This is a genomic window from Streptomyces sp. TBY4 (assembly GCF_024213195.1).
GTDB lineage: Bacteria > Actinomycetota > Actinomycetes > Streptomycetales > Streptomycetaceae > Streptomyces.
Genome location: NZ_JANAVF010000001.1, coordinates 726377 through 750864, shown reverse-complemented (window position 1 = coordinate 750864; position 24488 = coordinate 726377). Strand labels below are relative to the sequence as shown.

Below are 24488 nucleotides of genomic sequence, written 5' to 3'. Positions count from 1 at the left end.
CCGACCGCACACGCCTGAGGCTGGCGGTTTTCCGACACCAAGCCTAAGCGCGCCGCTGCGCGGCATATCCAGCCTCGCCGGCGTTTGAGGCGCGGGGTCTGGGGCGGAGCCCCAGAGGGGGTCCGGGCGCAGCCCGGGGAACGGGCGAAGGGCGGGTAGGGGAACTCCGCCCCGCGCAGCGGCACAGGCGGGCCCGCGGGGCGGCCAGGCTCCGCGCAGCGGCGTAGGGCGGCCCCCGGGGATGCGGAAGGGCCCCCGGCTGCCTGGTGGCGGTCGGGGGCCCTTGCGTGCGCGTGCGGCGGGGCTACGGGGCCTGGGTGGCCCGGGCCTCGCGGCGGTTGTGGCGGAACGTGTTCGCGCGACGGGTCGTCGCGAACAGCGGGATGGTCGCCGCCAGAGCGATCTGCAGCGCGCAGCCGGTCTGGAGCAGCAGCCCGCCGCCCGGCGCGTCGAACGCCCACGCGGCCAGCAGCCCCATCGCCGCGACGATCCAGCTGAGCATCGCCACCGCGAGGACACCCCGCGGCTTGGGGTACTCGACCCGGCTCACCATCAGCCAGGCCACGCCGACGATCGCCAGCAGGGTCGGGATGAACGGCAGCTCCAGCAGCACGATCGAGACGACCGTCAGCGCGCCGAAGGGGCTCGGCATGCCCTGGAACATGCCGTCCTTCATCGCCACGCAGCTGAATCTCGCGAGGCGCAGGACGACGGCCAGCAGCACCACGATCGCCGCCAGCGCCGACATCTTCTGCACCGCGTCGTCGGCGACCATGCCGTAGACGAGGACGAAGTACGCCGGAGCCAGGCCGAAGCTGATCAGGTCGGACAGGTTGTCCAGCTCCGCGCCCATCGGCGAGCTGCGCAGCTTGCGGGCCACGATGCCGTCGAAGAGGTCGAAGACCGCGGCGAGCAGCATCAGTATCACGGCCGTGGCCGCGCTGCTGCGGGCCATGCCCGACTCACCGCTGCCGGTGAGGTGCGGGATGAGGATCCCGGTGGTGGTGAAGTACACCGCCATGAATCCGCACGTGGCGTTGCCGAGGGTGAGGGTGTCCGCTATCGACAGCCGCAGTGACAGCGGCATGTCGTCCTCGGTGGACTCCTCCTCGGGAGCAGCCTCGGGCACCCAGCCGGCGGCCGGGGTTTCAGGTTCAGTCACGGTCAATTCGGGTCACCCCCGCGGTGGTGGCCTGTCCGACCTCGACCGCGACCTCGACGCCCTCGGGGAGGTAGATGTCGACGCGGGAGCCGAAGCGGATCAGACCGATGCGTTCGCCCTGCTCCACCTTGGTACCGGCCGGCAGGTACGGGACGATGCGACGGGCGACGGCGCCGGCGATCTGCACCATCTCGATGTCGCCGAGTTCGGTGTCGAAGTGCCAGACGACGCGCTCGTTGTTCTCGCTCTCCTTGTTGAACGCCGGAACGAATCCGCCGGGGATGTGCTCCACGGACGTCACCGTGCCCGCGAGGGGCGCGCGGTTGACGTGGACGTTCAGGGGGCTCATGAAGATCGCGACGCGGGTCCGCCCGTCCTTCCACGGCATGATGCTCTGCACCACACCGTCGGCGGGGGAGATGACCCGGCCCTGCGTGATCTCACGCTCGGGGTCGCGGAAGAACCACAGCATGCCCGCCGCGAGCGCGGTGGTGGGCACGGCCACTGCCGCCCAGCGTCCGGACTTGCGGGCCCGGACGAGGCTGACGGCGGCGGTGGCGACGGTCGGCAGAAGCCACGGCGATGCTCCGCGCGCGAGGCGTCCACCGAGGAGGCCGACGCGAGGTGCAGAGGTTTGGCTGTGGGGCATGGATGACCTTCGTAGCGGGTGATGCCGCGCCGCAAACGGGGGGACGGGACGGCGGCTTTACTGGAATGCTATCGGTTGCGCGCAACAACTGGGCAAGCCAGAAGCCGAGTCGATGGCCGGGAGCCAGTGACTGCTAGTGACTCTTTTGCGGTAAACCGGTGGACGATTTACCGCAAAAGGGACTTTCAGCCCTGGAGCCGGTACTCCTCGAGCAGGCGTCGCCCGATGATCATTTTCTGGATCTCGGCGGTACCTTCACCGATGAGCAGCATGGGTGCCTCCCGGTAGAGACGCTCGATTTCGTACTCCTTCGAGAAGCCGTAGCCACCGTGGATGCGGAACGCGTCCTCCACCACCTCCTTGCAGTACTCGGAGGCGAGGTACTTCGCCATCCCTGCTTCGAGGTCGTTTCGTTCCCCGGAGTCCTTTTTGCGTGCTGCATTGACCATCATCGCATGGGCGGCTTCGACCTTGGTAGCCATCTCGGCCAGCTTGAACTGGATCGCCTGGTGCTCGGCGATGGCTTTGCCGAAAGTATGACGCTGCTGGGCATACGAGACACCCAGCTCGAACGCACGCTGCGCGACGCCGCAGCCACGGGCCGCCACGTTGACGCGGCCGACCTCGACCCCGTCCATCATTTGGTAAAACCCTCGGCCGGTCTGGCCGCCGAGGACCCGATTGGCCGGAATGCGCAGTCCGTCCATGATGAGCTCGGTCGTGTCGACGCCCTTGTAGCCCATCTTGTCGATCTTGCCGGGGATGGTCAGGCCGGGCCGGACCTCACCGAAGCCGGCCTCCTTCTCCACCAGGAAGGTCGTCATCGACTTGTGGGGCGCGGTGCCCTCGGGGTGTCCTTCGTCACTGCGGACCAGAACGGCCACCAGCGTGGACGTGCCGCCGTTCGTCAGCCACATCTTCTGGCCGTTCAGGACGTACTCGTCGCCGTCCTTCACCGCCTTCGAGGTGATGGCCGACACATCGGAGCCGAGGCCCGGCTCGGACATCGAGAACGCTCCGCGCACCTCGCCCAGCGCCATCCGCGGGAGGAAGTACTCCTTCTGCTCCTGGGTGCCGTGCTGCTTGAGCATGTACGCGACGATGAAGTGGGTGTTGATGATGCCCGAGACGGACATCCAGCCGCGCGCGATCTCCTCCACGCACAGGGCGTAGGTGAGGAGCGACTCACCCAGGCCGCCGTACTCCTCCGGGATCATCAGGCCGAAGAGGCCGAGTTCCTTGAGGCCGTCGACGATCTGCTGCGGGTACTCGTCCCGGTGCTCCAGCTCGGTCGCGACCGGGATGATCTCCTTGTCGACGAACTCCCGGACGGTCTTGAGGATGTCCCTCTGGTCGTCCGTCAGGCCGGCGGTCTGGGCAAGTCGGCTCATGGTTCTACTTCCCCTGTTCCTTCAGCGTGGGGCGGCCGGGCTGCTCGCCGCCGCGCTCCTTGATGTACGTCTCGGTCGGGACCATCACCTTGCGCCGGAAGACGCAGACGAGGGTGCCGTCCTGCTTGTAGCCCTTGGTCTCCACGTAGACGATGCCGCGGTCGTTCTTCGACTTCGACGGGGTCTTGTCGAGGACCGTGGTCTCGCCGTAGATCGTGTCCCCGTGGAAGGTCGGGGCGACGTGCCGCAGCGACTCGATCTCCAGGTTGGCGATGGCCTTGCCGGAGACGTCCGGCACCGACATGCCGAGCAGCAGCGAGTAGATGTAGTTGCCCACGACCACGTTCTTGCCGAAGTCGGTCGTGTTCTCGGCGTAGTTGCTGTCCATGTGGAGCGGGTGGTGGTTCATGGTCAGCAGGCAGAAGAGGTGGTCGTCGTACTCGGTGACCGTCTTTCCGGGCCAGTGCTTGTAGACCGCGCCGACCTCGAACTCTTCGTAGGTGCGTCCGAACTGCATGGTGCTACGCCTCCGGGATCTCGAACTTGGTGGTGCGCTGCATGCCGGCGGCGCGGCCCTTGCCCGAGATGACCAGGGCCATCTTGCGGCTGGCCTCGTCGATCATCTCGTCGCCGAGCATCGCGGAGCCCTTCTTGCCGCCGGCCTCCGAGGTGCACCAGTCGTACGCGTCGAGGATCAGTTCGGCGTGGTCGTAGTCCTCCTGGGAGGGGGAGAAGACCTCGTTGGCCGCGTCGACCTGGCCGGGGTGCAGCACCCACTTGCCGTCGAAGCCCAGGGCCGCCGCGCGCCCGGCGACCTCGCGGTAGCCGTCCACGTTCTTGATCTGGAGGAAGGGGCCGTCGATCGCCTGGAGGTCGTGCATGCGGGCCGCCATCAGGATCCGCATCAGGATGTAGTGGTAGGCGTCCGCGCCGTAGCCGGGCGGCTGCATGCCCACGACCAGGGACTTCATGTTGATGGAGGCCATGAAGTCGGCCGGCCCGAAGATGATGGTCTCCAGCCGCGGCGAGGCGCCGGCGATCGCGTCGACGTTGACCAGGCCCTTGGCGTTCTCGATCTGCGCCTCGATGCCGATCTTGCCGACCTCGAAGCCCATCGTCTTCTCGATCTGCGTGAGCAGGAGGTCGAGGGCCACGACCTGCTGGGCGTCCTGGACCTTCGGCAGCATGATGCAGTCGAGGTTCTGGCCGGCGCCCTCGACGACCGTGATCACGTCGCGGTACGTCCAGTGCGTGGTCCAGTCGTTGACGCGCACCACGCGGGTCTTGCCCGTCCAGTCGCCGTTGTTCAGCGCGTCCACGATCGTGTGGCGGGCGCCCTCCTTGGCGAGCGGGGCGCAGGCGTCCTCCAGGTCCAGGAAGACCTGGTCGGCCGGCAGGCCCTGGGCCTTCTCCAGGAACCGGGGGTTGGAACCCGGCACCGCGAGGCAGGAGCGGCGCGGCCGCAGCCGGTTGACCGGGGAAGAGGGCGTGGTCATGCGGGGACCTCCGTGCTTGCGGTGATGTCTGTGATGTCGGTGATATCGGCGTCGCCGAGCGGGTGGAGCTTGTTCGCCTTGCGGATCTCGTCGACGATTTTGCCGATGATCTCCGTGATGCCGAAGTCCTTCGGGGTGAAGACCGCGGCCACTCCGGCCTCCTTGAGCGCCACGGCGTCGGCATTCGGAATGATGCCGCCGAGCACGACGGGGATGTCACCCGCCCCCGCCGCGCGCAGGCGTTCCAGCACGTCCGGGACGAGCGCGCTGTGCGAGCCGGACAGGATGGACAGTCCCACGCAGTGCACGTCCTCGGCCAGGGCCGCCGAGGAGATCTCCTCGGGGGTCAGCCGGATGCCCTGGTAGACCACCTCGAAGCCGGCGTCGCGGGCCCGTACGGCGATCTGCTCGGCGCCGTTGGAGTGCCCGTCCAGGCCGGGCTTGCCGACCAGCAGCCGCAGCCGGCCGGAGCCCAGCTCGTCGGCGGTACGGGAGACCTTCGCGCGGACGAGGGCCATGGGGGTCCCCTCCTCGGCGGTCACGGCCACCGGGGCCGAGGAGACCCCGGTCGGCGCCCGGAACTCGCCGAACACCTCGCGCAGCGCGCCGGCCCACTCGCCGGTGGTGACACCGGCGCGGGCGCACTCCAGGGTGGCCTCCATCAGGTTCTCGTCCCCGGCGGCGGCCTCCTTCAGGCGGTCCAGGGCCTGCATGACCGTGGGGAAGACGAACGGGTCGCCGCCGCCCTGCCGGTCCGAGGACTCCTGGCGCTCGGCCTTCCAGCGGCCGATGCGCTCGACGGTCTGCGCCTCCAGGGCCCCGTCCACCGTCATGATGGCGCCGTCCAGGTCGGCGGTGAGCGGGTTCTCCTCGGTCTGCTCGAAGCAGTTGACGCCGACGATCTTGTCCTGGCCGGCCTCGATCCGGGCCCGCCGCTCGGCGTGCGAGGAGACCAGCTCGCCCTTGAGGTACCCGGACTCGACGGCCGCCATCGCGCCGCCCATCTCCTGGATCCGGTCGATCTCGGCCAGGCACTCGGCGACCAGGGACTCGACCTTGGCCTCGATCACGTGCGAGCCGGCGAAGATGTCCTCGTACTCCAGCAGGTCGCTCTCGTGCGCCAGGACCTGCTGGATGCGCAGCGACCACTGCTGGTCCCAGGGCCGGGGCAGGCCCAGCGCCTCGTTCCAGGCCGGCAGCTGCACGGCGCGGGCGCGGGCGTCCTTGGACAGGGTGACCGCGAGCATCTCCAGCACGATCCGCTGGACGTTGTTCTCCGGCTGCGCCTCGGTCAGGCCCAGGGAGTTGACCTGGACGCCGTACCGGAAGCGGCGCTGCTTCTCGTTCTCGATGCCGTAGCGCTCGCGGGTGACCTGGTCCCAGATGCGGCCGAAGGCGCGCATCTTGCACATCTCCTCGATGAAGCGGACGCCCGCGTTCACGAAGAAGGAGATCCGGGCGACGACCTCGCCGAACCGCTCCGGCGGGACCTGGCCCGAGTCGCGCACCGAGTCCAGGACGGCGATGGCCGTGGCCATCGCGTAGGAGATCTCCTGGACGGGGGTGGCCCCGGCCTCCTGCAGGTGGTAGCTGCAGATGTTGATCGGGTTCCACTTCGGGATGTGGTTGACCGTGTACGCGATCATGTCCGTCGTCAGGCGGAGCGAGGGCCCGGGCGGGAAGACGTGCGTCCCGCGCGAGAGGTACTCCTTGACGATGTCGTTCTGGGTGGTGCCCTGGAGCAGGGCGATGTCCGCGCCCTGCTCCTCGGCGGCCACCTGGTAGAGCGCCAGCAGCCACATGGCGGTGGCGTTGATCGTCATCGAGGTGTTCATCTGTTCCAGGGGGATGTCCTGGAACAGCCGCCGCATGTCGCCCAGATGGGAGACCGGGACCCCGACCCGGCCGACCTCGCCGCGGGCGAGGATGTGGTCGGGGTCGTAGCCGGTCTGCGTCGGCAGGTCGAACGCGACCGACAGGCCGGTCTGGCCCTTGGCGAGGTTGCGGCGGTACAGCTCGTTGGACGCCTCGGCCGTGGAGTGGCCGGCGTACGTCCGCATGAGCCACGGACGGTCCTTCTGGCGCTCTGTCATCTCAGGCTGTCCCTTAGGCCTTTGAGGCTGTCTCAGATGTTCCGGAAGCGGTTGATGGCGTCGAGGTGCGTGGCGCGCAGTTCGTGGTCCCGGACGCCGAGGCCCTCCTCGGGGGCCAGGCAGAGCACGCCGACCTTGCCCTGGTGGAGGTTGCGGTGGACGTCGTAGGCGGCCTGGCCGGTCTCCTCCAGGGAGTAGACCTTCGACAGGGTGGGGTGGATCTTGCCCTTCGAGATCAGGCGGTTGGCCTCCCAGGCCTCGCGGTAGTTCGCGAAGTGCGAGCCGATGATCCGCTTGAGGGACATCCACAGGTAGCGGTTGTCGTACTCGTGCATGTAGCCGGAGGTCGAGGCGCAGGTGGTGATGGTGCCGCCCTTGCGGGTGACGTAGACGCTCGCGCCGAAGGTCTCGCGGCCCGGGTGCTCGAAGACGATGTCGATGTCCTCGCCGCCGGTCAGCTCGCGGATGCGCTTGCCGAAGCGCTTCCACTCCTTCGGGTCCTGGGTGTGCTCGTCCTTCCAGAACTTGTAGCCCTCGGCGTTGCGGTCGATGACCGCGGTCGCGCCCATCGCCCGGCAGATGTCCGCCTTCTCGGGGCTGGAGACCACGCAGATCGGGTTGGCGCCGCCGGCCAGCGCGAACTGGGTGGCGTACGAGCCGAGGCCGCCGCTCGCGCCCCAGATCAGGACGTTGTCGCCCTGCTTCATGCCGGCGCCGTTGCGGGAGACCAGCTGGCGGTACGCGGTGGAGTTGACCAGGCCGGGGGAGGCGGCCTCCTCCCAGCTGAGGTGGTCGGGCTTCGGCATCAGCTGGTTCGACTTGACCAGGGCGATCTCCGCCAGGCCGCCGAAGTTGGTCTCGAAGCCCCAGATGCGCTGCTCGGGGTCGAGCATCGTGTCGTTGTGGCCGTCCGAGGACTCCAGCTCCACCGACAGGCAGTGCGCGACGACCTCGTCGCCCGGCTTCCAGGCGTTGACGCCGGGGCCGGTGCGCAGCACGACGCCCGCGAGGTCGGAGCCGATGACGTGGTACGGCAGGTCGTGGCGCTTGGTGAGCTCCGAGAGGCGCCCGTAGCGCTCCAGGAAGCTGAAGGTGGAGACCGGCTCGAAGATCGAGGTCCACACCGAGTTGTAGTTGACCGAGGAGGCCATGACGGCGACCAGGGCCTCGCCCGGGCCCAGCTCGGGGAGCGGGACCTCGTCGAGGTGCAGGGACTTGCGGGGGTCCTTCTCGCGGGTGGTGAGCCCGGCGAACATCTCCGCCTCGTCCTTGTGCACGGTGATCGCGCGGTACGAGTCGGGGAGCGGCAGGGCAGCGAAGTCGGCGGCCGTCGCGGCCTGCGACTGGATCGCGTCCAGGATGTCCTTCACGGTGTTGCCTCCGGCCGTGCGCTGATGAGGGTGCGCTGAGGGAAACGGGGTGCGGTGAGCTGCGATGCGGTGGAGCGATGAGGGTGGGGCGCCGTCGATTCGGCTGGGGTGCTGCTGCGCGGTGCCTGTGGTGGGGCGGTGCGGGAGGCCTGGTGACGCAGGCATCCGGGGCGCGTTCCGTACCGAGTGGGCTGGACCGCGGGGACATCCGGACGAGATTCAACGTATGGCACCCCGTGTCACTCAGCAAGGCACCGCGTGCCAAAACTTTCTCTCATTTGCCGATTGACCTGCACGGATGAGCGATGATCGATCAGAGTTACCCGCGAGTAGGGGCAACTCGGACAAACGAAAGCGGCCGCCCCCGGAACGGGAGCGGCCGCTGTGACGAGCGTCGCGTGAGTGGTGTCGCCTACTTGTTTCTGAGCGCCTCTTCGATGGTCCGCATGACCTCGTCCAGCGGGGCGTCCGTACGGGCCACCGCCACCAGCACCTCGCCCTGCGTACGCACCGAGGCCGGCGCGGCGGCGGGCTCCGGCGCCGGAGCCGTGCTCAGCGTGCGCCCCGCGCCGATCCCCGACCCGAAGGTCTTGCGCACGATCGAGAAGGCGTGGTCGAGCTGTGCCTCCACGTCGCCCTGCCCGCCCGCCCGCAGCCAGCGCCGCAGCACGTGGTTGTGGGCCGTGACCACCGCCGACGCGGCGACCTCCGCCAGCAGCGGGTCGTCGTTGCCGTCGTGGTGGTCGGTCTCGTCGAAGTGAGCCAGCAGGTAGCGGGTGAACAGCCGCTCGTAGCGGGCGACCGAGGCGATCTCCCGCTCCCGCAGCGCCGGCACCTCACGGGTGAGCCGGTAGCGCTCCACCGACACCGCGGGCGAGGCGGCGTACATCTTCATGACTTCCTTGATCCCCCGGCACACCGTGTCGAGCGGGTGCTCGTGCGCCGGGGCCACGTCGAGGACGGCCTCGGCGCGGGTCAGGGTGTCGTCGTGGTCCGGGAAGATCGCCTCTTCCTTGGACCGGAAGTGCCGGAAGAAGGTCCGGCGCGCGACCCCCGCCACCGAGGCGATCTCGTCGACCGTGGTGGCCTCGTACCCCTTGTTCGCGAAGAGCTCCATGGCGGCCGCTGCGAGCTCGCGGCGCATTTTGAGCCGCTGCGCGGCCGCCTTGGTGCCGGCCGGGGTCTCCGGGGCATCGGAGACCGCGGAGGCGCGGGGTGAGGTCTTGGCGGGCTGGGACATAGAGCGAAAGTACTTCATTCGAGCGGGAGAGCGCTCCCGAGGGGGGTGGGACGGGAGGGGACGCGGGGGAGGGCCGGCACTGGGCACACAGTGCTCCTCGGGAGGGTTCGTCCGCCGTGAGGGTCCGACGGACCCGAGCAGCCCTCCCCACGCATCCGGTTCGTGGGGCTCCTGAGCCTGCCGCGGGTTACCGGCGGGGGGCGTACTCACGGAATCCGCGGCCGGTCTTCCGGCCCAGGCAGCCCGCCGCGACCAGGTGCTCCAGCAGCGGGGACGGGGCCAGGCCCGGGTCGCGGAACTCCTTGTGCAGGACCTTCTCGATGGCCAGCGACACGTCCAGGCCGACCACGTCGAGGAGCTCGAAGGGCCCCATCGGGTAGCCGCCGCCCAGCTTCATCGCCGCGTCGATGTCGTCGATGCCGGCGTAGTGCTGCTCGACCATCTTGATCGCGTTGTTGAGGTACGGGAACAGCAGCGCGTTCACGATGAAGCCGGCCCGGTCCCCGCAGTCCACCGCGTGCTTGCGCACCTGCCCGCAGATCCCGCGGACGGTGGCGTGCACGTCGTCGGCGGTCAGGACGGTCCGGACCACCTCGACGAGCTTCATCGCCGGGGCCGGGTTGAAGAAGTGCATGCCGATCACGTCCTCGGGCCGCGAGGTCGCGCGGGCGATCGCGATCACCGGGAGCGAGGAGGTCGTGGTCGCGAGCACCGCACCGGGCTTGCAGGCCTTGTCCAGCGCCCGGAACAGCTCCTGCTTCACCTCCAGGTCCTCGGCGACGGCCTCCACGGCCAGGTCCACGTCGGCGAAGGCGTCCAGCGAGCCCGCCGCCGTGATCCGGTCCACGGTGGCGGTGGCGGCCTCGGCCGTCAGCCGGCCCCGGTCCACCGCGCGGGCCAGCGACTTGCCGATCGCGGCCTTCGCCGCGTCCGCCTTCTCCTGGCTGCGGGCCGCCAGCACCACGGGGAAGCCGGCCTGCGCGAAGACCTGCGCGATCCCGCTCGCCATCGTGCCCGAACCGGCCACGCCGACCGAGTGCACCGGGCGGCTCGCCCGGACCAGCTCCCCGTCCGGCGGGGTCTGCAGGTCACGGACGACGACCTGGCTGCCCGGAGCCTCGTACGTGTAGAAGCCGCGCCCGGACTTCTGCCCGGTCAGGCCCGCCTCGGCGAGGTGGCCGAGGATCGGGGCCGGGGCGTGCAGCCGGTCGCCCGAGGACGCGTACATGGCCTCCAGGACGGTGCGGGCGGTGTCCACCCCGATCAGGTCGAGCAGCGCGAGCGGGCCCATCGGCAGGCCGCAGCCCAGCTTCATCGCCGCGTCGATGTCCTCGCGGGAGGCGTACCGCGCCTCGTACATGGCGGCGGCCTGGTTCAGGTAGCCGAAGAGCAGCCCGTCGGCGACGAAGCCCGGACGGTCGCCGACCGCGACGGGCTCCTTGCCGAGCTCGCGGGCCAGGGTGGTGACCGCCTCCACGGCCGGCGGGGCCGTCAGCACGCTGGAGACGACCTCGACCAGCTTCATCGCCCCGACCGGGTTGAAGAAGTGCAGGCCGACCACGCGCTCCGGGCGCTGGGACTCGGCGGCCATCCGCGTCACCGACAGGGCGTTGGTGCCGGTGGCCAGGATCGCGGTGGGGCGGACGATCGCGTCGAGCTCGCGGAAGATCCGCTGCTTGAGCTCGTAGGACTCGGGGACCACCTCGATGACGAGGTCGGCGTCGGCGGCGGCTTCCAGCTCGGAGAAGGTCCGGAAGCGGGCGAGCACCGCCTCGCGCTCCTGCTCGCTGAGCTGCTCCCTGGTGACGGAGCGGGCGGTGGCCGCCGCGAGGGCCGCGGTGGCCCGGCGGGCGGCGGCTTCGCTGATGTCGATGCCGATGACCTCGCGGCCGGCCCGGGCGAGGACCTCGGCGATGCCGGAGCCCATCGTGCCGAGACCGACGACGGCGATGGTCTGCAGGGCGGGACGGGAGGGGGACGACTGACTGGACGTGGACGGAAGGTCCATCGCGGGACTCCAGTGGAAGAGGGTGACGACTGAGGGGGCGCGCGGAGCACACAGCGCACGCGGAGCACATGTCGCGCGCGGATGCCGTACGGAGAAGCCGTGCGGAGAAGCCCGGGGGCGGCACTGCGGGAAGCAGCCCTGAGGGCGGAGACGGCGGAGCCCTGTCCCGGGGTCACGCCGTGAACGGTGTGGTCGTGCAGAACCGACTGGTACGAGGTGGCTGCGTCACCAGGCCGCCCTCGTACGTGTTGTAGGGACAGTAACCCGTTGGTAACTGGTCCGCCAGAGCGCGGAGATGTGACCTGTACCGCCCAAATGTACCGATCATCGATCATCGATCAACCGGCTGTCGGGAACCCGGCGCGGCGGCCGCCGCGGCCCCCTAGGGTGGCCGGGTGAACGACGTGTTGGAGCGCCTGCGGGCCGAAGCCGCGCAGGCACCGGAGTACGAGGCGCTGCTCGCCGCGGACGAGGACGCGCTGGCCGCCTCCCTGACCTCCGCCGGGCTGCCGCTGTGGGCCCGCGAACTGGCCGCGTACCGGCTGGGGCTGGCCGGCGACCGGCGCGCCTTCGAGTCCCTGGTCCTGCTGCTCAACCACCGCGACCCGCCGCGCTGCGAGGCGGCCGCGCAGGCGCTGGCCGTCCTCGGGGACCCGCGCACCGCCCGCGCCGCGGCGGCGCTCGCCACGAACGAACTGCGCACGGCCTACGCCCTGCACCCGGTCCGGCTGCTCGCGGCCTTGCGCGCCCCGGAGTCCGCCCCGGCGCTCATCCGCACGCTGACGCGGCTGCTCGCGCCGAACGACCCGTACTGGCGGGTCGCCCTGGCCTGCGTGGAGGGGCTGGGCGCGCTGGCGGACCAGCGCGCCCGTGAGGTCCTGACCCGGGCCCAGTCCCACCCCCGGCTCGCGGTGGCGGCGACGGAGGCCCTGCGCGGGCTGCAGCTCAGCTAGCGAAGCCGGTCTTGAACCCGGTGCCGAAACCGGCCCCGGACCCGGTCCGGAAACCGGTCTCGGACTCGTCGGCGGATCCCGGTCCGGAACCGGCCGGCTCGGGGACGATCGCGAAGGCCTCGATCTCCAGGAGCAGTTCGGGCCGGAACAGGGCCGACACCTGGACCGCCGAGGAGGCCGGGAGCCGGTCCGGGGCGAACACCAGGTCGCGGGCCTCCCGTACCGCCGGGAGGTCGGCGATGTCGGTGACGAAGTACGTCAGCTTCACCACGTCCTCAAAGCCGGCCCCGGCCGCCGCCAGGCACCGCCGCAGGTTCGCGAACACCTGCCGGGCCTGGGCGGCGGCGTCGCCCTCGCCGACCAGCTCGCCCTTCTCGTCGAAGGCGCACTGCCCGGACACGGCGACGAACCGCCCGGTGCCCCAGACGACGTGGTGGTAGCCGGTGCCGGGGGCGACGCCCTCCGGCGCGGAGATGCGGGTGAGATGGTCGTTCTGTGAAGTAGCCATGGGCACGATCCTGCCCGGTGCGGACCGGCCCCGGAAGCCGATCGGCCCCGGAAGCGGATCAGCCCCGGAAGCCGAGCAGACCGTGGAGCGCCGCGCCGCCCGCCGACGGCGGGACCGCGCGGGTCGCCGGGATCGGGGTGGGGGCCGGCTGGGCGGGGCAGACGGCGTCCGCCGCCTTCCCCGTCAGCAGGTAGGAGGCGAGCTTCTCGTCCAGGCACTTGTTGCCGCTCAGCGCGATGCCGTGGTTGCCGCCGCCCTCCTCGACCACCAGCGCCGAACCCGCCAGCTTGCGCCGCATGCTCACCGCGCCCTCGTACGGGGTCGCCGCGTCCTCGGTCGCCTGGAAGAGGAGCGCCTGCGGGAGCGCCGCGTTCGTCACGTCCGGTGCCACGAGCGGTTCGGCCGGCCAGAACGCGCACGGGGCGTTGTACCAGGCGTTGTTCCAGGTCATGAAGGGCGCCTTGACGTGCGTGCGCCACATGTCGGCCCGCCACTGGTTCCAGTTCCTGGGCCAGGCGGAGTCCCGGCACTGCACGGCCGTGTAGACGCTGTAGCTGTTGCCGGCCGAGGGCTCCACCGCGCCGAACTTCTCGTACGCGGCGACCAGCGGCTTCGGGTCGCCCTCCACCGCGTACGCGGCGAAGGCCGTCGCCAGGTGGGGCCAGTAGCCGTTGAAGTAGCCGCCCGGCATGAAGGTGTCCTCCAGCTCCGCCGGGCCCACCTTGGCGCCGGCCGGGGCCGTGCGCAGCGCGGTCCGCATCGCGTACCAGCGGGCCTCCACCTCGGCCGGGTCGGTGCCGAGGTGGTAGGTGGAGTCGTAGCGGGCCACCCAGGCCAGGAAGGCCTTGTGGCGGGAGTCGAAGGCCTGGTCCTGGGCGAGGTTGTCCTCGTACCAGACCCCGGCCGGGTCGACGACCGAGTCCAGGACCAGCCGGTGCACGCGGTCGGGGTGGAGCTTGGCGTACACCGCGCCCAGGTAGGTGCCGTAGGAGTAGCCGAAGTAGCTCAGCCGGTCCGCGCGCAGGGCGGTGCGCAGCACTTCGAGGTCACGGGCCGCCGACACGGTGCCGATGTACGGGAGGACGTCCGCGTGCTTGGTCTGGCAGGACTCGGCGAAGGCCTTCACCCGCTCCAGGTTGGCCCGCTCGGTCTCCTCGTCCAGCGGTACGGAGTCGGGCCGTACGGGGGTGAAGTGCCCCGTGCCGCAGTCCAGGGCGGGCTCGCTCTTGCCGACGCCGCGGGGGTCGAAGCCGATCACGTCGTACTGGGCCGCCACCTCCTTGGGCAGCGCGGAGGCGACGAACCCGGCCAGGGTGCGGCCGCTGCCGCCCGGTCCGCCGGGGTTGACCAGCAGCGGGCCCTGCGAGCGGGCGGCCGTGTGGGGGACCCGGGTCAGGGCGAGGGAGATCTGCCGGCCCGTCGGATTCGCGTGGTCGAGGGGGACGGGGAGGGAGGCGCACTGGAGCGTCGGGTAGCGGGAGGTCGCGCAGTTGGACCACTTCAGTGCTTCCGCGCCCGGCGCGGGCGCCGCCGGGGCCGCGGCCGTGACCGGGCTCGCCAGGGCGGCGGCGAGGGTGGACACCGCGAGCAGGACGGCGGCGCGCCGCAGGGCGGGACCGGACTTGCCCTCCTTCGTCGGGTGCGGGATCGGGCGCAGCGTCGGGTGCAGCATGGGGCCTCCCAGCCGAGGGTTCTGGGCGGAATCGTCCCGGAAGCTGCTTCCGGATGGGGGGATTGGGGCCCCGATTGGCCCGATGTGATGACCCTTCAGTCGGTCGTACGGTCGTACGGGTGCTCAGAGCAGGCTGAGCTGGGTCGGCCCGGGCGCGGGCGCGGGCCCGTCCGGCCGCTCCGGTACGACGATCCGCCGGGCGGGTCCGCGGCCGCCGGGGCCGATGCCGAATTCCGCGGCGAGCTCGTGGACTTGGCGGGTGATCATCCGCTGGTACCAGGTGGGCGCGTACGAGCCGCCCGCGTACATCCGCTCGTACCGCTCGACCAGGTGGGGGTGGTGCTCGCCCAGCCAGGCCGTGAACCACTCGCGTGCGCCGGGGCGCAGATGGAGTACCAGGGGTGTCACGGAGGTCGCGCCCGACTCCGCGACGGCCCGGACGGTGGCCCGCAGTTGCTCCGGGGAGTCGCCGAGGAAGGGGATCACCGGCGCCATCAGCACCCCGCACTCGATGCCGGCGTCGGTCAGGGTGCGGACGGCCTGCAGCCGGGCGGCGGGGGAGGGGGTGCCGGGCTCGACCGTGCGCCACAGGGAGGTGTCGGTGAAGCCGACGGAGACCGAGATCCCGACATCGGCGACGGCCGCCGCCTCCTGGAGGAGGGGCAGGTCGCGCAGGATCAGCGTGCCCTTGGTGAGGATCGAGAAGGGGTTGGCGCGGTCGCGCAGCGCCTCGATGATCCCGGGCATGAGCCGGTAGCGGCCCTCGGCGCGCTGGTAGCAGTCCACGTTGGTGCCCACCGCGATGTGCGCGCCGCTCCAGCCGGGCGCGGCGAGCTCGCGGCGCAGCAGCTCGGGGGCGTTGGTCTTGACGACGATCTGGGAGTCGAAGCCGATGCCGGTGTCGAGGTCGAGATAGCTGTGCGTCTTGCGGGCGAAGCAGTACACGCAGGCGTGACTGCATCCCCGGTACGGGTTCACGGTCCACTCGAACGGCATGCGCGAGGCGCCGGGGACCCGGTTGACGATCGACCGGGCCCGGACCTCGTGGAAGGTGATCCCGCGGAATTCGGGGGTGTCGACGGTACGGGTGACGACGGATCCGGCGCCGAAGAGCGCGGCCGGGCCCGTGGGGCCCGCGGTCAGGTTGTCCCAGCGCATGGTGCGCCTCCCTCGGTAGCTCGCCCCGAGAATAGAACAAACGTTCCCATGATCGTGCGGCCCGGTAAAGTCGCTGGTCAGCGAGGGGCCGAGCGGCCCCTCGCCGGGCAAGAGGAAGTGCAGGGGCGCGATGCGGGAGATGTCGAAGGGGATGCCGGCGCGGCGCCACGTGATCGCGGCCCTGGCGGCGCTCGTGATCGCCACCGGCTGTACCGCCGGGCCTTCGGCGCCGGGATCCGCGATGTCGCCCGAGGCCCGCGCCTACCTCACCGCCGCGCTGGACGTCATGGAGAAGAACTCGCTGCACAAGCGTGAACTCGACTGGCCGGAGATACGCGAGAACGCCTTCGCCCTCAGCGCGAAGGCGCGCACACCGGCCGAGACCTACGGGGCCGTTCGCGCAGCGCTGCGGGATCTGGGCGACGGGCACAGCCGGTTCATGACCCCGGAGGAGGCCGGGGCGGCGCTGAGCCCTTCACCGGAGAACTCCGTACTGCCCGAAGGCCGGCTGCTGCCCGGAGGAATCGGTTACCTCCTGCTGCCCCCGGTCGCGTCCGACACGGCCGCCGCGGCCTACGTCCGCCAGGCCCGGACCGTCGTACGGGACCTGGACGGGCGGGGGGCCCGCGGCTGGATCGTCGACCTGCGCAGCAATGCGGGCGGCGACATGTGGGGACCGCTGGCCTCCGTCGGACGCCTCCTGGGCGACGGTGACGTCGGCGCGTTCGTGGAGGCCGACGGCAAGCGGACCGCGTGGACCCTCCAGGACGGAACACCGAAGGCCTACCTCGAAACCTGGGGCCCCTCCGAACCGCTGGCGCATCCCGATCCGCCGGTCGCCGTGCTCACCGGCAAGCGCACCGCCAGCGCGGCCGAGGCCGTGACGATCGCCTTCCGCGGACAGCCCCGTACGCGGAGCTTCGGCCAGCCCACCCGCGGTGTTCCCACGGCCAACGAGGCCCACCGGCTCACCGACGGCGCGCTGATCGTCCTCACCCGGGCCAGGGAGGCGGACCGGACCGGGAGGATCCATGAGGGCCCGATCCCGCCCGACGAAGAGCTCCCGGACGATGCGCGCAACCCCGGCAACGGCCAGGACGGCACCCTGGAAGCCGCGATCCGCTGGATGGGTACGCAGTGACAGGTCACCGGGACCGGATCCGACCCGGATTTGGGCGCCCGCCCCGGAGGTGGTTGGCTTCGCGGTGACGAGCGAACACAACTGCTGGAGGAAAGCCATGGCGCAGGTCGAGGCCACCACGGAACGCATCATCGGGGCGGACGCGGAGACCGTGTTCGACGCGCTGGCCGACTACACCGGGACCCGCGGCAAGGTGCTGCCCGAGCACTTCAGCGAGTACGAGGTGCGCGAGGGCGGCGACGGCGAGGGCACCCTCGTCCACTGGAAGCTGCAGGCCACGAGCAAGCGGGTCCGCGACTGCCTGCTGGAGGTCACCGAGCCCACCGACGGCCAGCTCGTGGAGAAGGACCGCAACTCCTCCATGGTCACCACCTGGACCGTCACCCCCGCGGGCGAGGGCAAGTCCAAGGCCGTCGTCACCACCGTGTGGGACGGCGCGGGCGGCATCGGCGGCTTCTTCGAGCGCACCTTCGCGCCCAAGGGCCTGGCCCGCATCTACGACACCCTCCTCGACAACCTGGCGGCCGAAGTCAAGGGCTGAGTACGACCGTTGCCGGTGAGGCCGAAGATCGGGCCTCACCGGATCGAGTGAACTGAGCGGCCCGGCGGCCCGAGGGTCGCCGGGCTTTCGTGCTGTCAGGCCGGTTCGTGCTGTCAGGCCAGGGAGAGGAACAGCTTCTCCAGCTCCTCCTCCGTGAGGGGTGCTTCCTGGCCGCCCTCGCCGTCCTGCCGGCACTGGCGCATGCCCGAGGCGATGATCTTGAACCCGGCCCGGTCCAGGGCCCTGGAGACCGCTGCCAGCTGGGTGATCACGTCCTTGCAGTCCCGGCCGCTCTCGATCATCGCGATCACCCCGGAGAGCTGACCCTGCGCCCGGCGCAGCCGGTTCAGCACCGCGGTCGACGCTTCCTCTTCCACCTTCACGGTGCCCGCCTTCTCTCGTGTCCGTCCCGCGAGTCCGCGATCGCGTACGCCCTCCACGATACCCGCACGGGTATCCGTCGAGGGGTGGGCAGAGGGCGGGCAGGGGTTCGCTTTTGCAATTTCGATACCCCCCTGGGTATCGTCGACCTCATCGCCCGGATACTCCCGGGGGTATCAGGTCCGAGCGAGAGGCAAGGGTGATCCCATGAAGGTCGTCGTCATCGGAGGGGTCGCGGCGGGCATGTCGGCCGCGGCGAGGCTCCGCCGCCTGGACGAGGAGGCGGAGATCGTCGTACTGGAGCGCGGCGGGTACGTGAGCTTCGCCAACTGCGGTCTGCCCTATCACCTCGGCGGGGTCATCGAGGAGCGCGAGGACCTGCTGCTGCACACCCCCGACACCCTCGCCCGCCGCTTCGCCCTCGATGTCCGCGTGCGCAGCGAGGTCCTCTCCGTCGACCGCGAAGCACAGCTGGTGCGGGTGCGCGACCTCGCCGACGGACGCCTCTACGAAGAGAGCTGGGACCGGTTGGTCCTGGCCCCCGGCGCCCGCCCGGTGGTGCCCCCGGTGCCGGGCATCGAGCGGGCCCACACCCTGCGCGACATCGCGGATCTCGACGGCATCCTGGCCGCCCTGGCGGGCGGCGCCCGGACCGCCGTGGTGATCGGGGGCGGGTTCATCGGCATCGAGGCCGCCGAGAACCTGCGCCACCGGGGCCTGGCCACCACCCTGGTCGAGGCCGCCCCGCAGGTCCTGCCCCCGCTCGACCCGGAGATGGCCCAGCCGGCCGCCGCCGAACTGCGGGCCCACGGCGTGGACCTGCGGCTGGGCGGCAGCGCCGTGCGGGTGCTGCCGCGGGAGGTGGAGCTCGCCGACGGCGACCGGGTCCCGGCCGACCTGGTGCTGCTCGCCGTCGGCGTCCGCCCCGAGACGGCACTCGCCGTGACGGCCGGGCTGGAGCTGGGCCCGCACGGCGGGATACGGGTGGACGGGGCGCTGCGCACCAGCGATCCCCGCATCCTGGCCGTGGGCGACGCGGCCGAGAAGGCGTACGCGCCCGGCGGCGGGACCCGGCTGATCCCGCTCGCGAACCTCGCCAACCGGCACGGCCGGATCGCCGCCGACACCCTCGCCGGGCGGACCGTCACGGCCGTGCCCGCGCAGGGCACCGCCATCGTGCAGGTCTTCGGACTGACGGCGGCCGCGACCGGCCGGGCCGAGAAGGAGCTCCGGCGCGAGGGCCGTCCGTACCGCGCCCTGCACCTGCACGGCGGATCGCACGCCGGGTACTACCCCGGCGCCGCGCCGCTGTCCCTGAAGCTCCTCTTCGATCCGCAGAGCCTGCGGATCCTCGGCGCCCAGGCCGTCGGCTCCGACGGAGTCGACAAGCGGATCGACGTACTGGCCACGGCGATGGCCGCCGGGCTCCCCGTGACCGCGCTCGCGGACCTCGAACTGGCCTACGCGCCCCCGTACGGCTCCGCCAAGGATCCCGTCAACCTGCTGGGCTACCTCGCCGACAACCTCCTGACCGGCACCACCCCGACGGTCCAGTGGGACGCGGGCGACGGCGGCCACGGCCTCCCGGTCGACGTACGGACCAAGGCCGAGCACGAGCGCGGGCACCTGCCCGGCTCGGTGAACATCCCGCTGGACGAGCTGCGCGACCGCGTCGGCGAGCTGCCCGCGGACCGGCCGCTCACCGTCTACTGCCAGGGCGGGCAGCGCGCGCACACCGCGGTCCGGCTGCTGCGCAACCTCGGCCTGGACGCCGCGAACCTCGACGGCGGGTGGCTCACCTGGTCCGCCGGCACCGCCGCGGCCGCCGCCTGACACGCCCGGCCCACCGTCGCCCGATCCGCTTCCCCCTCCCTCGAAGGAACCCCCATGGCATCCGTACCCGCCGTCGAGATCGCCCCCGCCGAAGCCCGCGCCCGGCTCTCCGAGTTCACCGTCATCGACGTGCGCACCCCGGCGGAGTTCGCGGGCGGGCACCTGCCCGGCGCCCGCAACATCCCGCTGGATCGGATGCCCTCCGCACTGGAGCAACTGCGGACCGGGCAGGCCGTGCTGCTCGTCGTCTGCGCCTCCGGCGCCCGGTCGGCCCGGGCGTGCCGGGCGCTGGCCGGGCACGGCCTGACCGCGCACTCGCTGTCCGGGGGGACCTCGGCCTGGCAGCGGGCGGGCGGCGCACTGGAAAGGCCCGAGGGGGCCGGCCGGGGCACCGCCCCCTGGGCCATGGACCGTCAGGTCCGGCTGGCCGCGGGCGCCCTGGTCCTGGCGGGGCTGGCCGGCGGGCTCCTGCACCCGGCCGCCCTGCTGCTGTCCGCCGGGGTGGCGGCCGGGCTGGTGTTCTCCGCGCTCTCGGACACCTGTGCCATGGGCTCACTGCTGGCCCGGCTGCCGTACAACAGGCGCTGAACCGTCCGGTGACCCGTGCGGCGCGCCCGGATCCGGCCCCGGGGTCCGGGAGGGGCCGGAGGGTTAGGGTGGGGCCCTGAGCGCTACCTACCGCCGGGGGGCCCGATGAAGATCCTCATCTCCGCCGACATGGAAGGCGCCACCGGCGTCACCTGGCCCGCCGACGTGCTGCCCGGGACACCGCAGTGGGAACGCTGCCGGACCCTGTTCACCTCCGACGTGAACGCCGCCGTCCTCGGCTTCTACGACGCCGGCGCCGACCAGGTCCTCGTCAACGAGGCCCACTCGACCATGCGCAACCTGCTGCTGGAGCGGCTCGACGCCCGCGTGGAGATGCTCACCGGCCGTCACAAGTCCCTGTCCATGGTCGAGGGCGTCCAGCACGGGGACGTCGACGGCATCGCCTTCGTCGGCTACCACACGGGCGCGGGCGCCGAGGGCGTGCTCGCCCACACCTACCTCGCCAACTCCATCACCGGGGTCTGGCTCAACGGGAGCCGCGCCAGCGAGGGCGTGCTCAACGCGCACGTGGTCGCCGAGTACGGGGTCCCGGTCGTCCTCGTCACCGGAGACGACCTGACCTGCGCCGACGCCGCCGGCTACGCCCCGGAGGCGGTGACGGTCGCCGTCAAGGACCACGTCTCGCGCTACGCCGCCGTCTGCCGCACCCCGGCCCGTACGGCCGCCGACATCCGGGCCGCCGCCAAGGAGGCCGCGGCCCTCGCCGTACGCCACGAGCCGGTGCGCGGGGGACCGTTCGCGGTGGAGGTGGAGTTCGACGCCGAGCACCTGGCGATGGCGGCCACCGTCGTGCCCGGGGTCGAGCGGGTGGGTGAGCGTAGGGTCGGGTACACGAGCGGGACGATGTACGAGGGGATCCGGACCTTCAAGGCGGTCACCACGATCGTCTCGGCAGCGGTGGAGGAGCAGTATGGCTGACATGACCGAGCCGGGCGGGAACGCCCCCGTCACCCCCGTGGACCGGGTGGCGCTCGACGAGGCCGTCGAGTTCACCTCCGGCCTGATCCGCATCGACACCACCAACCGCGGCGGCGGGGACTGCCGGGAGCGCCCGGCCGCCGAGTACGTCGCAGAGCGGCTGGCGGACATCGGTCTGCAGCCCGCGCTGCTGGAGCGCACCCCGGGCCGCACCAACGTGGTGGCCCGGATCCCCGGCACCGACCCCACCGCCCCCGCCCTCCTGGTCCACGGCCACCTCGACGTGGTCCCGGCCGAGGCCGCCGACTGGAGCGTGGACCCCTTCTCCGGGGAGGTCCGGGACGGCGTGGTCTGGGGGCGCGGCGCCGTCGACATGAAGAACATGGACGCGATGGTGCTGGCCGTCGTACGGGCCTGGGCGCGGGCGGGCGTCCAACCGCGGCGGGACATCGTGATCGCCTACACCGCCGACGAGGAGGACAGCGCGATCGACGGCTCGGGCTTCCTCGCCGACCACCACCCGGAGCTCTTCGAGGGCTGCACCGAGGGCATCAGCGAATCCGGGGCCTTCACCGTGCACGCCGCCCCCGGACAGGCCCTCTACCCGATCGCCGCCGGCGAACGCGGCACCGCCTGGCTGAAGCTGACCGCGACCGGCACCGCGGGACACGGCTCCAAGCCCAACCGGGCCAACGCGGTGAGCCGGCTCGCCGCCGCCGTCGCCCGCATCGGCGAGCACGAATGGCCGGTCCGGCTGACCGACACCGTGACCGCCTGCATCACCGAACTCGCCGCGCTCCAGGGGATGTCGGTCAACCCGCGCGCCCCCGGCTTCGACCTGGACGCGGTCCTGCACAAGCTCGGCCCGGCCGCCGCCCTCGTCGAGGCGACCGTCCGCAACAGCGCCAACCCGACCATGCTCAGCGCCGGTTACAAGCTCAACGTCATCCCGGGCAGCGCCACCGCGTACGTGGACGGCCGGATGCTGCCCGGCGGCGAGGCCGAGTTCACCGCCACCCTCGACGAGCTCACCGGCCCCGACGTGCACTGGGAGTTCCACCACCGGGAGGTGGCCCTCGAAGCCCCCGTGGACGGGCGGACCTACGGGATCCTGCGCGAGTCCGTGGAGACCTTCGACCCCGAGGGGCGCGTGGTGCCCTTCTGCATGGCGGGCGGCACCGACGCCAAGCAGTTCTCCCGGCTCGGCATCACCGGCTACGGCTTCTCCCCGCTCAAGCTGCCCCCCGGCTTCGACTACTGGTCCCTCTTTCACGGAGTCGACGAGCGGGTGCCCGTCGACGCCCTGCACTTCGGGGTCCGCGTCCTCGACCGCGCCCTGCGCACCCTGTGAAGACCCCGCGCGGCGACGGCACCGCCCCCTACGGCAGCTGGCCCTCGCCGATCGGCGCCGCGCTCGCCGCCTCCCTCGACGGGAGGCCCGAGTACGTCGGCGCGGTCGGCGCCGAGGTGTGGTGGACGGTGCCCCGGCCGGCCGAAGGCGGCCGCCGCGCCCTGGTCCGGCGGCCCGCGGACGGCGGGCCCGCGGTCTGCGCGCTGCCCGCGCCGTGGAACGTGCGCAGCAGGGTCACCGAGTACGGCGGCCTGCCCTGGGCGGGCCGCGAACGCCCCCTGGGCGGACCGCTGGTGGTCTTCGTCCACTTCGCCGACCAGCGGCTCTACGCGTACGAGCCCGACGCGCCCGGCAGCCCTGCGCCGCGGGCGCTGACCCCCGTCTCGGCGGTCGGCGGCGGGCTGCGCTGGGCCGACCCGGTGCTGCGGGACGGTGAAGTCTGGTGCGTGCTCGAGGAGTTCACCGGAACCGCGCCGACCGATGTGCGCCGCGTACTGGCCGCCGTACCGCTGGACGGGTCGGCGGTGGAAAACCGGTCCCTGGTACGGGAGTTGACCGACGACCGGTACCGGTTCAGCACCGGGCCCCGAATTTCCCCGGACGGCGGGCAGGCCGCCTGGCTGGTGTGGGACCACCCCCGGATGCCGTGGGACGGCACCGAGCTGCGGCTCGCCGAGGTCACCCCGGACGGCCGGCTCGCGGAGCCCCGTACCGTGCTCGGCGGACCCGGCGAGGCCGTCGCGCAGGTCGAGTGGAGCACCGGCGGAAGCCTCCTCGCGGTGAGCGACCGGGGCGGCTGGTGGAACCCGTACCGGGTGGACCGGGAGACGGGCGAGCCGGTCAACCTCTGCCCCAGGGAAGAGGAGTTCGGCGGGCCGCTGTGGAAGCCCGGGCTGCGCTGGATCGCGGCGCTCCCCGACGGCCTCGTCGCCGTCCTGCACGGCCGGGGCTCCTCGGTGCTCGGCGTGCTCGACCCGGAGAGCGGGGACCTGGTCGACGCGGCCGGCCCGTGGACGGCCTGGCAGCCCACGCTCGCCGTCAGCGGCAGCCGGGTCTACGGCGTCGCGGCCAGCCCGCGCAGCGCGTACGAGGTGGTGGAGCTGGACACGGCCACCGGGCACGCCCGGGTGGTGGGGGGCCGCGGCTCCCAGGGGGAAGCCGGGGAGGAGGAGGCGGATCCCGCCTACTACCCCGAGCCGCAGAGCAGGACCTTCTCCGGCCGCGGCGGCCGGGAGATCCACGCCCACGTCTACCCGCCACACCACCCCTTGCTGCGGGCCCGGGCCGAGGAGCTGCCCCCGTACGTGGTGTGGGCGCACGGCGGACCCACCGACCACGTGCCCCCCGTACTCGACCTGCACATCGCCTACTTCACCTCCCGCGGCATCGGCGTCGTCGAGGTCAACTACGGCGGATCCACCGGCTACGGGCGCGCCTACCGGGAGCGGCTGCGCGAACAGTGGGGCGTCGTCGACGTCGAGGACTGCGCTGCCGTGGCGCGGGCCCTGGCCGCCGAGGGCACCGCCGACCCGGACCGGCTCGCGATCCGGGGCGGCAGCGCGGGCGGCTGGACGGCCGCGGCCTCGCTGGCCTCCACCGACCTGTACGCGTGCGCGGCGATCATCTACCCGGTCCTGGACCTGGCCGGCTTCGCCGCCGAGACCCACGACCTGGAGTCCCGCTACATCGACGGCCTCGCCGGCCCCCCGCAGACCCTCGCCCTGCGCAGCCGCGAGCGCTCCCCGGTGGCCCGCGCCGACCGGATCACCGCCCCGTTCGTGCTGCTCCAGGGCCTGGACGACCCGGTCTGCCCGCCCGCGCAGGCGGAGCGGCTGCTGGCCGCGATGCGCGGGCGGTCCGTGCCGCACGCGTACGTCGCGTTCGAGGGCGAGGGGCACGGCTTCCGGCGCGCGGACACGATGGTCCGGGCCCTGGAGGCGGAGCTGTCGCTGTACGCGCAGGTGTTCGGGTTCGAGCGGGAGGACGTCCCCCGTCTGGCCCTGTCCGACTGAGC

Annotated in this window: 21 protein-coding genes; 8 read left to right on the top strand and 13 right to left on the bottom strand. The window is 71.9% G+C overall.

What is annotated here, in order from left to right:
- Positions 1 to 304 precede the first annotated feature (304 nt).
- The 9 genes from pssA to NLX94_RS03475 form a co-directional block, all read right to left on the bottom strand.
- Positions 305 to 1087: a CDP-diacylglycerol--serine O-phosphatidyltransferase gene (gene pssA / locus NLX94_RS03515; protein WP_266912559.1), complete on the bottom strand. Its 783-nt coding sequence runs from the start codon at positions 1085 to 1087 to the stop codon at positions 305 to 307.
- Between the two features lie 67 nt (positions 1088 to 1154).
- On the bottom strand, positions 1155 to 1811 hold the full coding sequence (locus NLX94_RS03510; RefSeq protein ID WP_254381045.1) for a phosphatidylserine decarboxylase: 657 nt from the start codon (positions 1809 to 1811) through the stop codon (positions 1155 to 1157).
- Between the two features lie 185 nt (positions 1812 to 1996).
- Entirely contained in the window at positions 1997 to 3202 is a 1206-nt protein-coding gene (locus NLX94_RS03505) for an acyl-CoA dehydrogenase family protein (RefSeq protein WP_254381044.1), read from the bottom strand.
- A 4-nt stretch (positions 3203 to 3206) separates the two neighbouring features.
- Entirely contained in the window at positions 3207 to 3719 is a 513-nt protein-coding gene (locus NLX94_RS03500) for a MaoC family dehydratase (RefSeq protein WP_030010163.1), read from the bottom strand.
- A gap of 4 nt (positions 3720 to 3723) precedes the next feature.
- Positions 3724 to 4698, bottom strand: coding sequence for a CoA ester lyase (locus NLX94_RS03495; RefSeq protein WP_254381043.1), 975 nt, complete (start codon positions 4696 to 4698; stop codon positions 3724 to 3726).
- The gene (locus tag NLX94_RS03490) at positions 4695 to 6791 is read right to left on the bottom strand and encodes a protein meaA (RefSeq protein ID WP_254381042.1); all 2097 of its coding nucleotides are present in this window, start codon (positions 6789 to 6791) and stop codon (positions 4695 to 4697) included. Before NLX94_RS03490 ends, NLX94_RS03495 begins: the two co-directional genes overlap by 4 nt.
- A gap of 32 nt (positions 6792 to 6823) precedes the next feature.
- A complete protein-coding gene (ccrA, locus tag NLX94_RS03485; protein ID WP_254381041.1) occupies positions 6824 to 8161 on the bottom strand; it encodes a crotonyl-CoA carboxylase/reductase in 1338 nt (445 codons plus the stop codon).
- A gap of 412 nt (positions 8162 to 8573) precedes the next feature.
- Complete coding sequence (locus tag NLX94_RS03480; protein ID WP_254381040.1) at positions 8574 to 9401, bottom strand: TetR family transcriptional regulator; 828 nt, start codon at positions 9399 to 9401, stop codon at positions 8574 to 8576.
- A gap of 187 nt (positions 9402 to 9588) precedes the next feature.
- Complete coding sequence (locus tag NLX94_RS03475; RefSeq protein WP_254381039.1) at positions 9589 to 11409, bottom strand: 3-hydroxyacyl-CoA dehydrogenase family protein; 1821 nt, start codon at positions 11407 to 11409, stop codon at positions 9589 to 9591.
- 395 nt (positions 11410 to 11804) lie between these two features.
- Between NLX94_RS03475 and NLX94_RS03470 the strand changes: the two genes are divergently transcribed.
- Entirely contained in the window at positions 11805 to 12362 is a 558-nt protein-coding gene (locus NLX94_RS03470) for an adenylosuccinate lyase (RefSeq protein WP_254381038.1), read from the top strand.
- On the opposite strand, the gene NLX94_RS03465 is transcribed toward NLX94_RS03470, so the two are convergent.
- The 3 genes from NLX94_RS03465 to NLX94_RS03455 all read right to left on the bottom strand — a co-directional run bounded on the left by NLX94_RS03465 (position 12355) and on the right by NLX94_RS03455 (position 15700).
- Positions 12355 to 12870 carry a RidA family protein gene (locus NLX94_RS03465; RefSeq protein ID WP_254381037.1) on the bottom strand — a complete coding sequence of 172 codons (516 nt, stop codon included), beginning with the start codon at positions 12868 to 12870 and terminating at the stop codon, positions 12355 to 12357. The two genes, NLX94_RS03470 and NLX94_RS03465, sit on opposite strands and share 8 nt — an antisense overlap.
- A 58-nt stretch (positions 12871 to 12928) precedes the next feature.
- Positions 12929 to 14542 (bottom strand): alpha/beta hydrolase, encoded by a 1614-nt coding sequence (locus tag NLX94_RS03460; protein ID WP_254381036.1) that lies wholly within the window; start codon positions 14540 to 14542, stop codon positions 12929 to 12931.
- Positions 14543 to 14665: 123 nt separating this feature from the next.
- Positions 14666 to 15700, bottom strand: a complete 1035-nt coding sequence (locus tag NLX94_RS03455) for an Rv2578c family radical SAM protein (RefSeq protein WP_254381035.1) — start codon at positions 15698 to 15700, stop codon at positions 14666 to 14668.
- Between the two features lie 139 nt (positions 15701 to 15839).
- Here NLX94_RS03455 and NLX94_RS03450 point away from each other — a divergent pair, with 139 nt between their 5' ends.
- On the top strand, positions 15840 to 16841 hold the full coding sequence (locus NLX94_RS03450; RefSeq protein ID WP_254381034.1) for a S41 family peptidase: 1002 nt from the start codon (positions 15840 to 15842) through the stop codon (positions 16839 to 16841).
- Between the two features lie 97 nt (positions 16842 to 16938).
- Entirely contained in the window at positions 16939 to 17382 is a 444-nt protein-coding gene (locus tag NLX94_RS03445) for an SRPBCC family protein (protein WP_254381033.1), read from the top strand.
- A gap of 113 nt (positions 17383 to 17495) precedes the next feature.
- On the opposite strand, the gene NLX94_RS03440 is transcribed toward NLX94_RS03445, so the two are convergent.
- Complete coding sequence (locus NLX94_RS03440; protein ID WP_254381032.1) at positions 17496 to 17765, bottom strand: metal-sensitive transcriptional regulator; 270 nt, start codon at positions 17763 to 17765, stop codon at positions 17496 to 17498.
- A 205-nt stretch (positions 17766 to 17970) separates the two neighbouring features.
- On the opposite strand from NLX94_RS03440, the gene NLX94_RS03435 reads away from it, so the two are divergent.
- From NLX94_RS03435 to NLX94_RS03415, 5 genes are all read left to right on the top strand, one after another.
- On the top strand, positions 17971 to 19596 hold the full coding sequence (locus NLX94_RS03435; RefSeq protein ID WP_254381031.1) for an FAD-dependent oxidoreductase: 1626 nt from the start codon (positions 17971 to 17973) through the stop codon (positions 19594 to 19596).
- Between the two features lie 54 nt (positions 19597 to 19650).
- Entirely contained in the window at positions 19651 to 20184 is a 534-nt protein-coding gene (locus NLX94_RS03430) for a rhodanese-like domain-containing protein (RefSeq protein ID WP_254381030.1), read from the top strand.
- A gap of 105 nt (positions 20185 to 20289) precedes the next feature.
- A complete protein-coding gene (locus NLX94_RS03425; protein WP_254381029.1) occupies positions 20290 to 21123 on the top strand; it encodes a M55 family metallopeptidase in 834 nt (277 codons plus the stop codon).
- 1 nt (position 21124) lies between these two features.
- Positions 21125 to 22474, top strand: coding sequence for a M20/M25/M40 family metallo-hydrolase (locus tag NLX94_RS03420; protein ID WP_374683897.1), 1350 nt, complete (start codon positions 21125 to 21127; stop codon positions 22472 to 22474).
- Positions 22471 to 24486, top strand: a complete 2016-nt coding sequence (locus tag NLX94_RS03415; RefSeq protein ID WP_254381027.1) for a prolyl oligopeptidase family serine peptidase — start codon at positions 22471 to 22473, stop codon at positions 24484 to 24486. Before NLX94_RS03420 ends, NLX94_RS03415 begins: the two co-directional genes overlap by 4 nt.
- Positions 24487 to 24488: the final 2 nt, after the last annotated feature.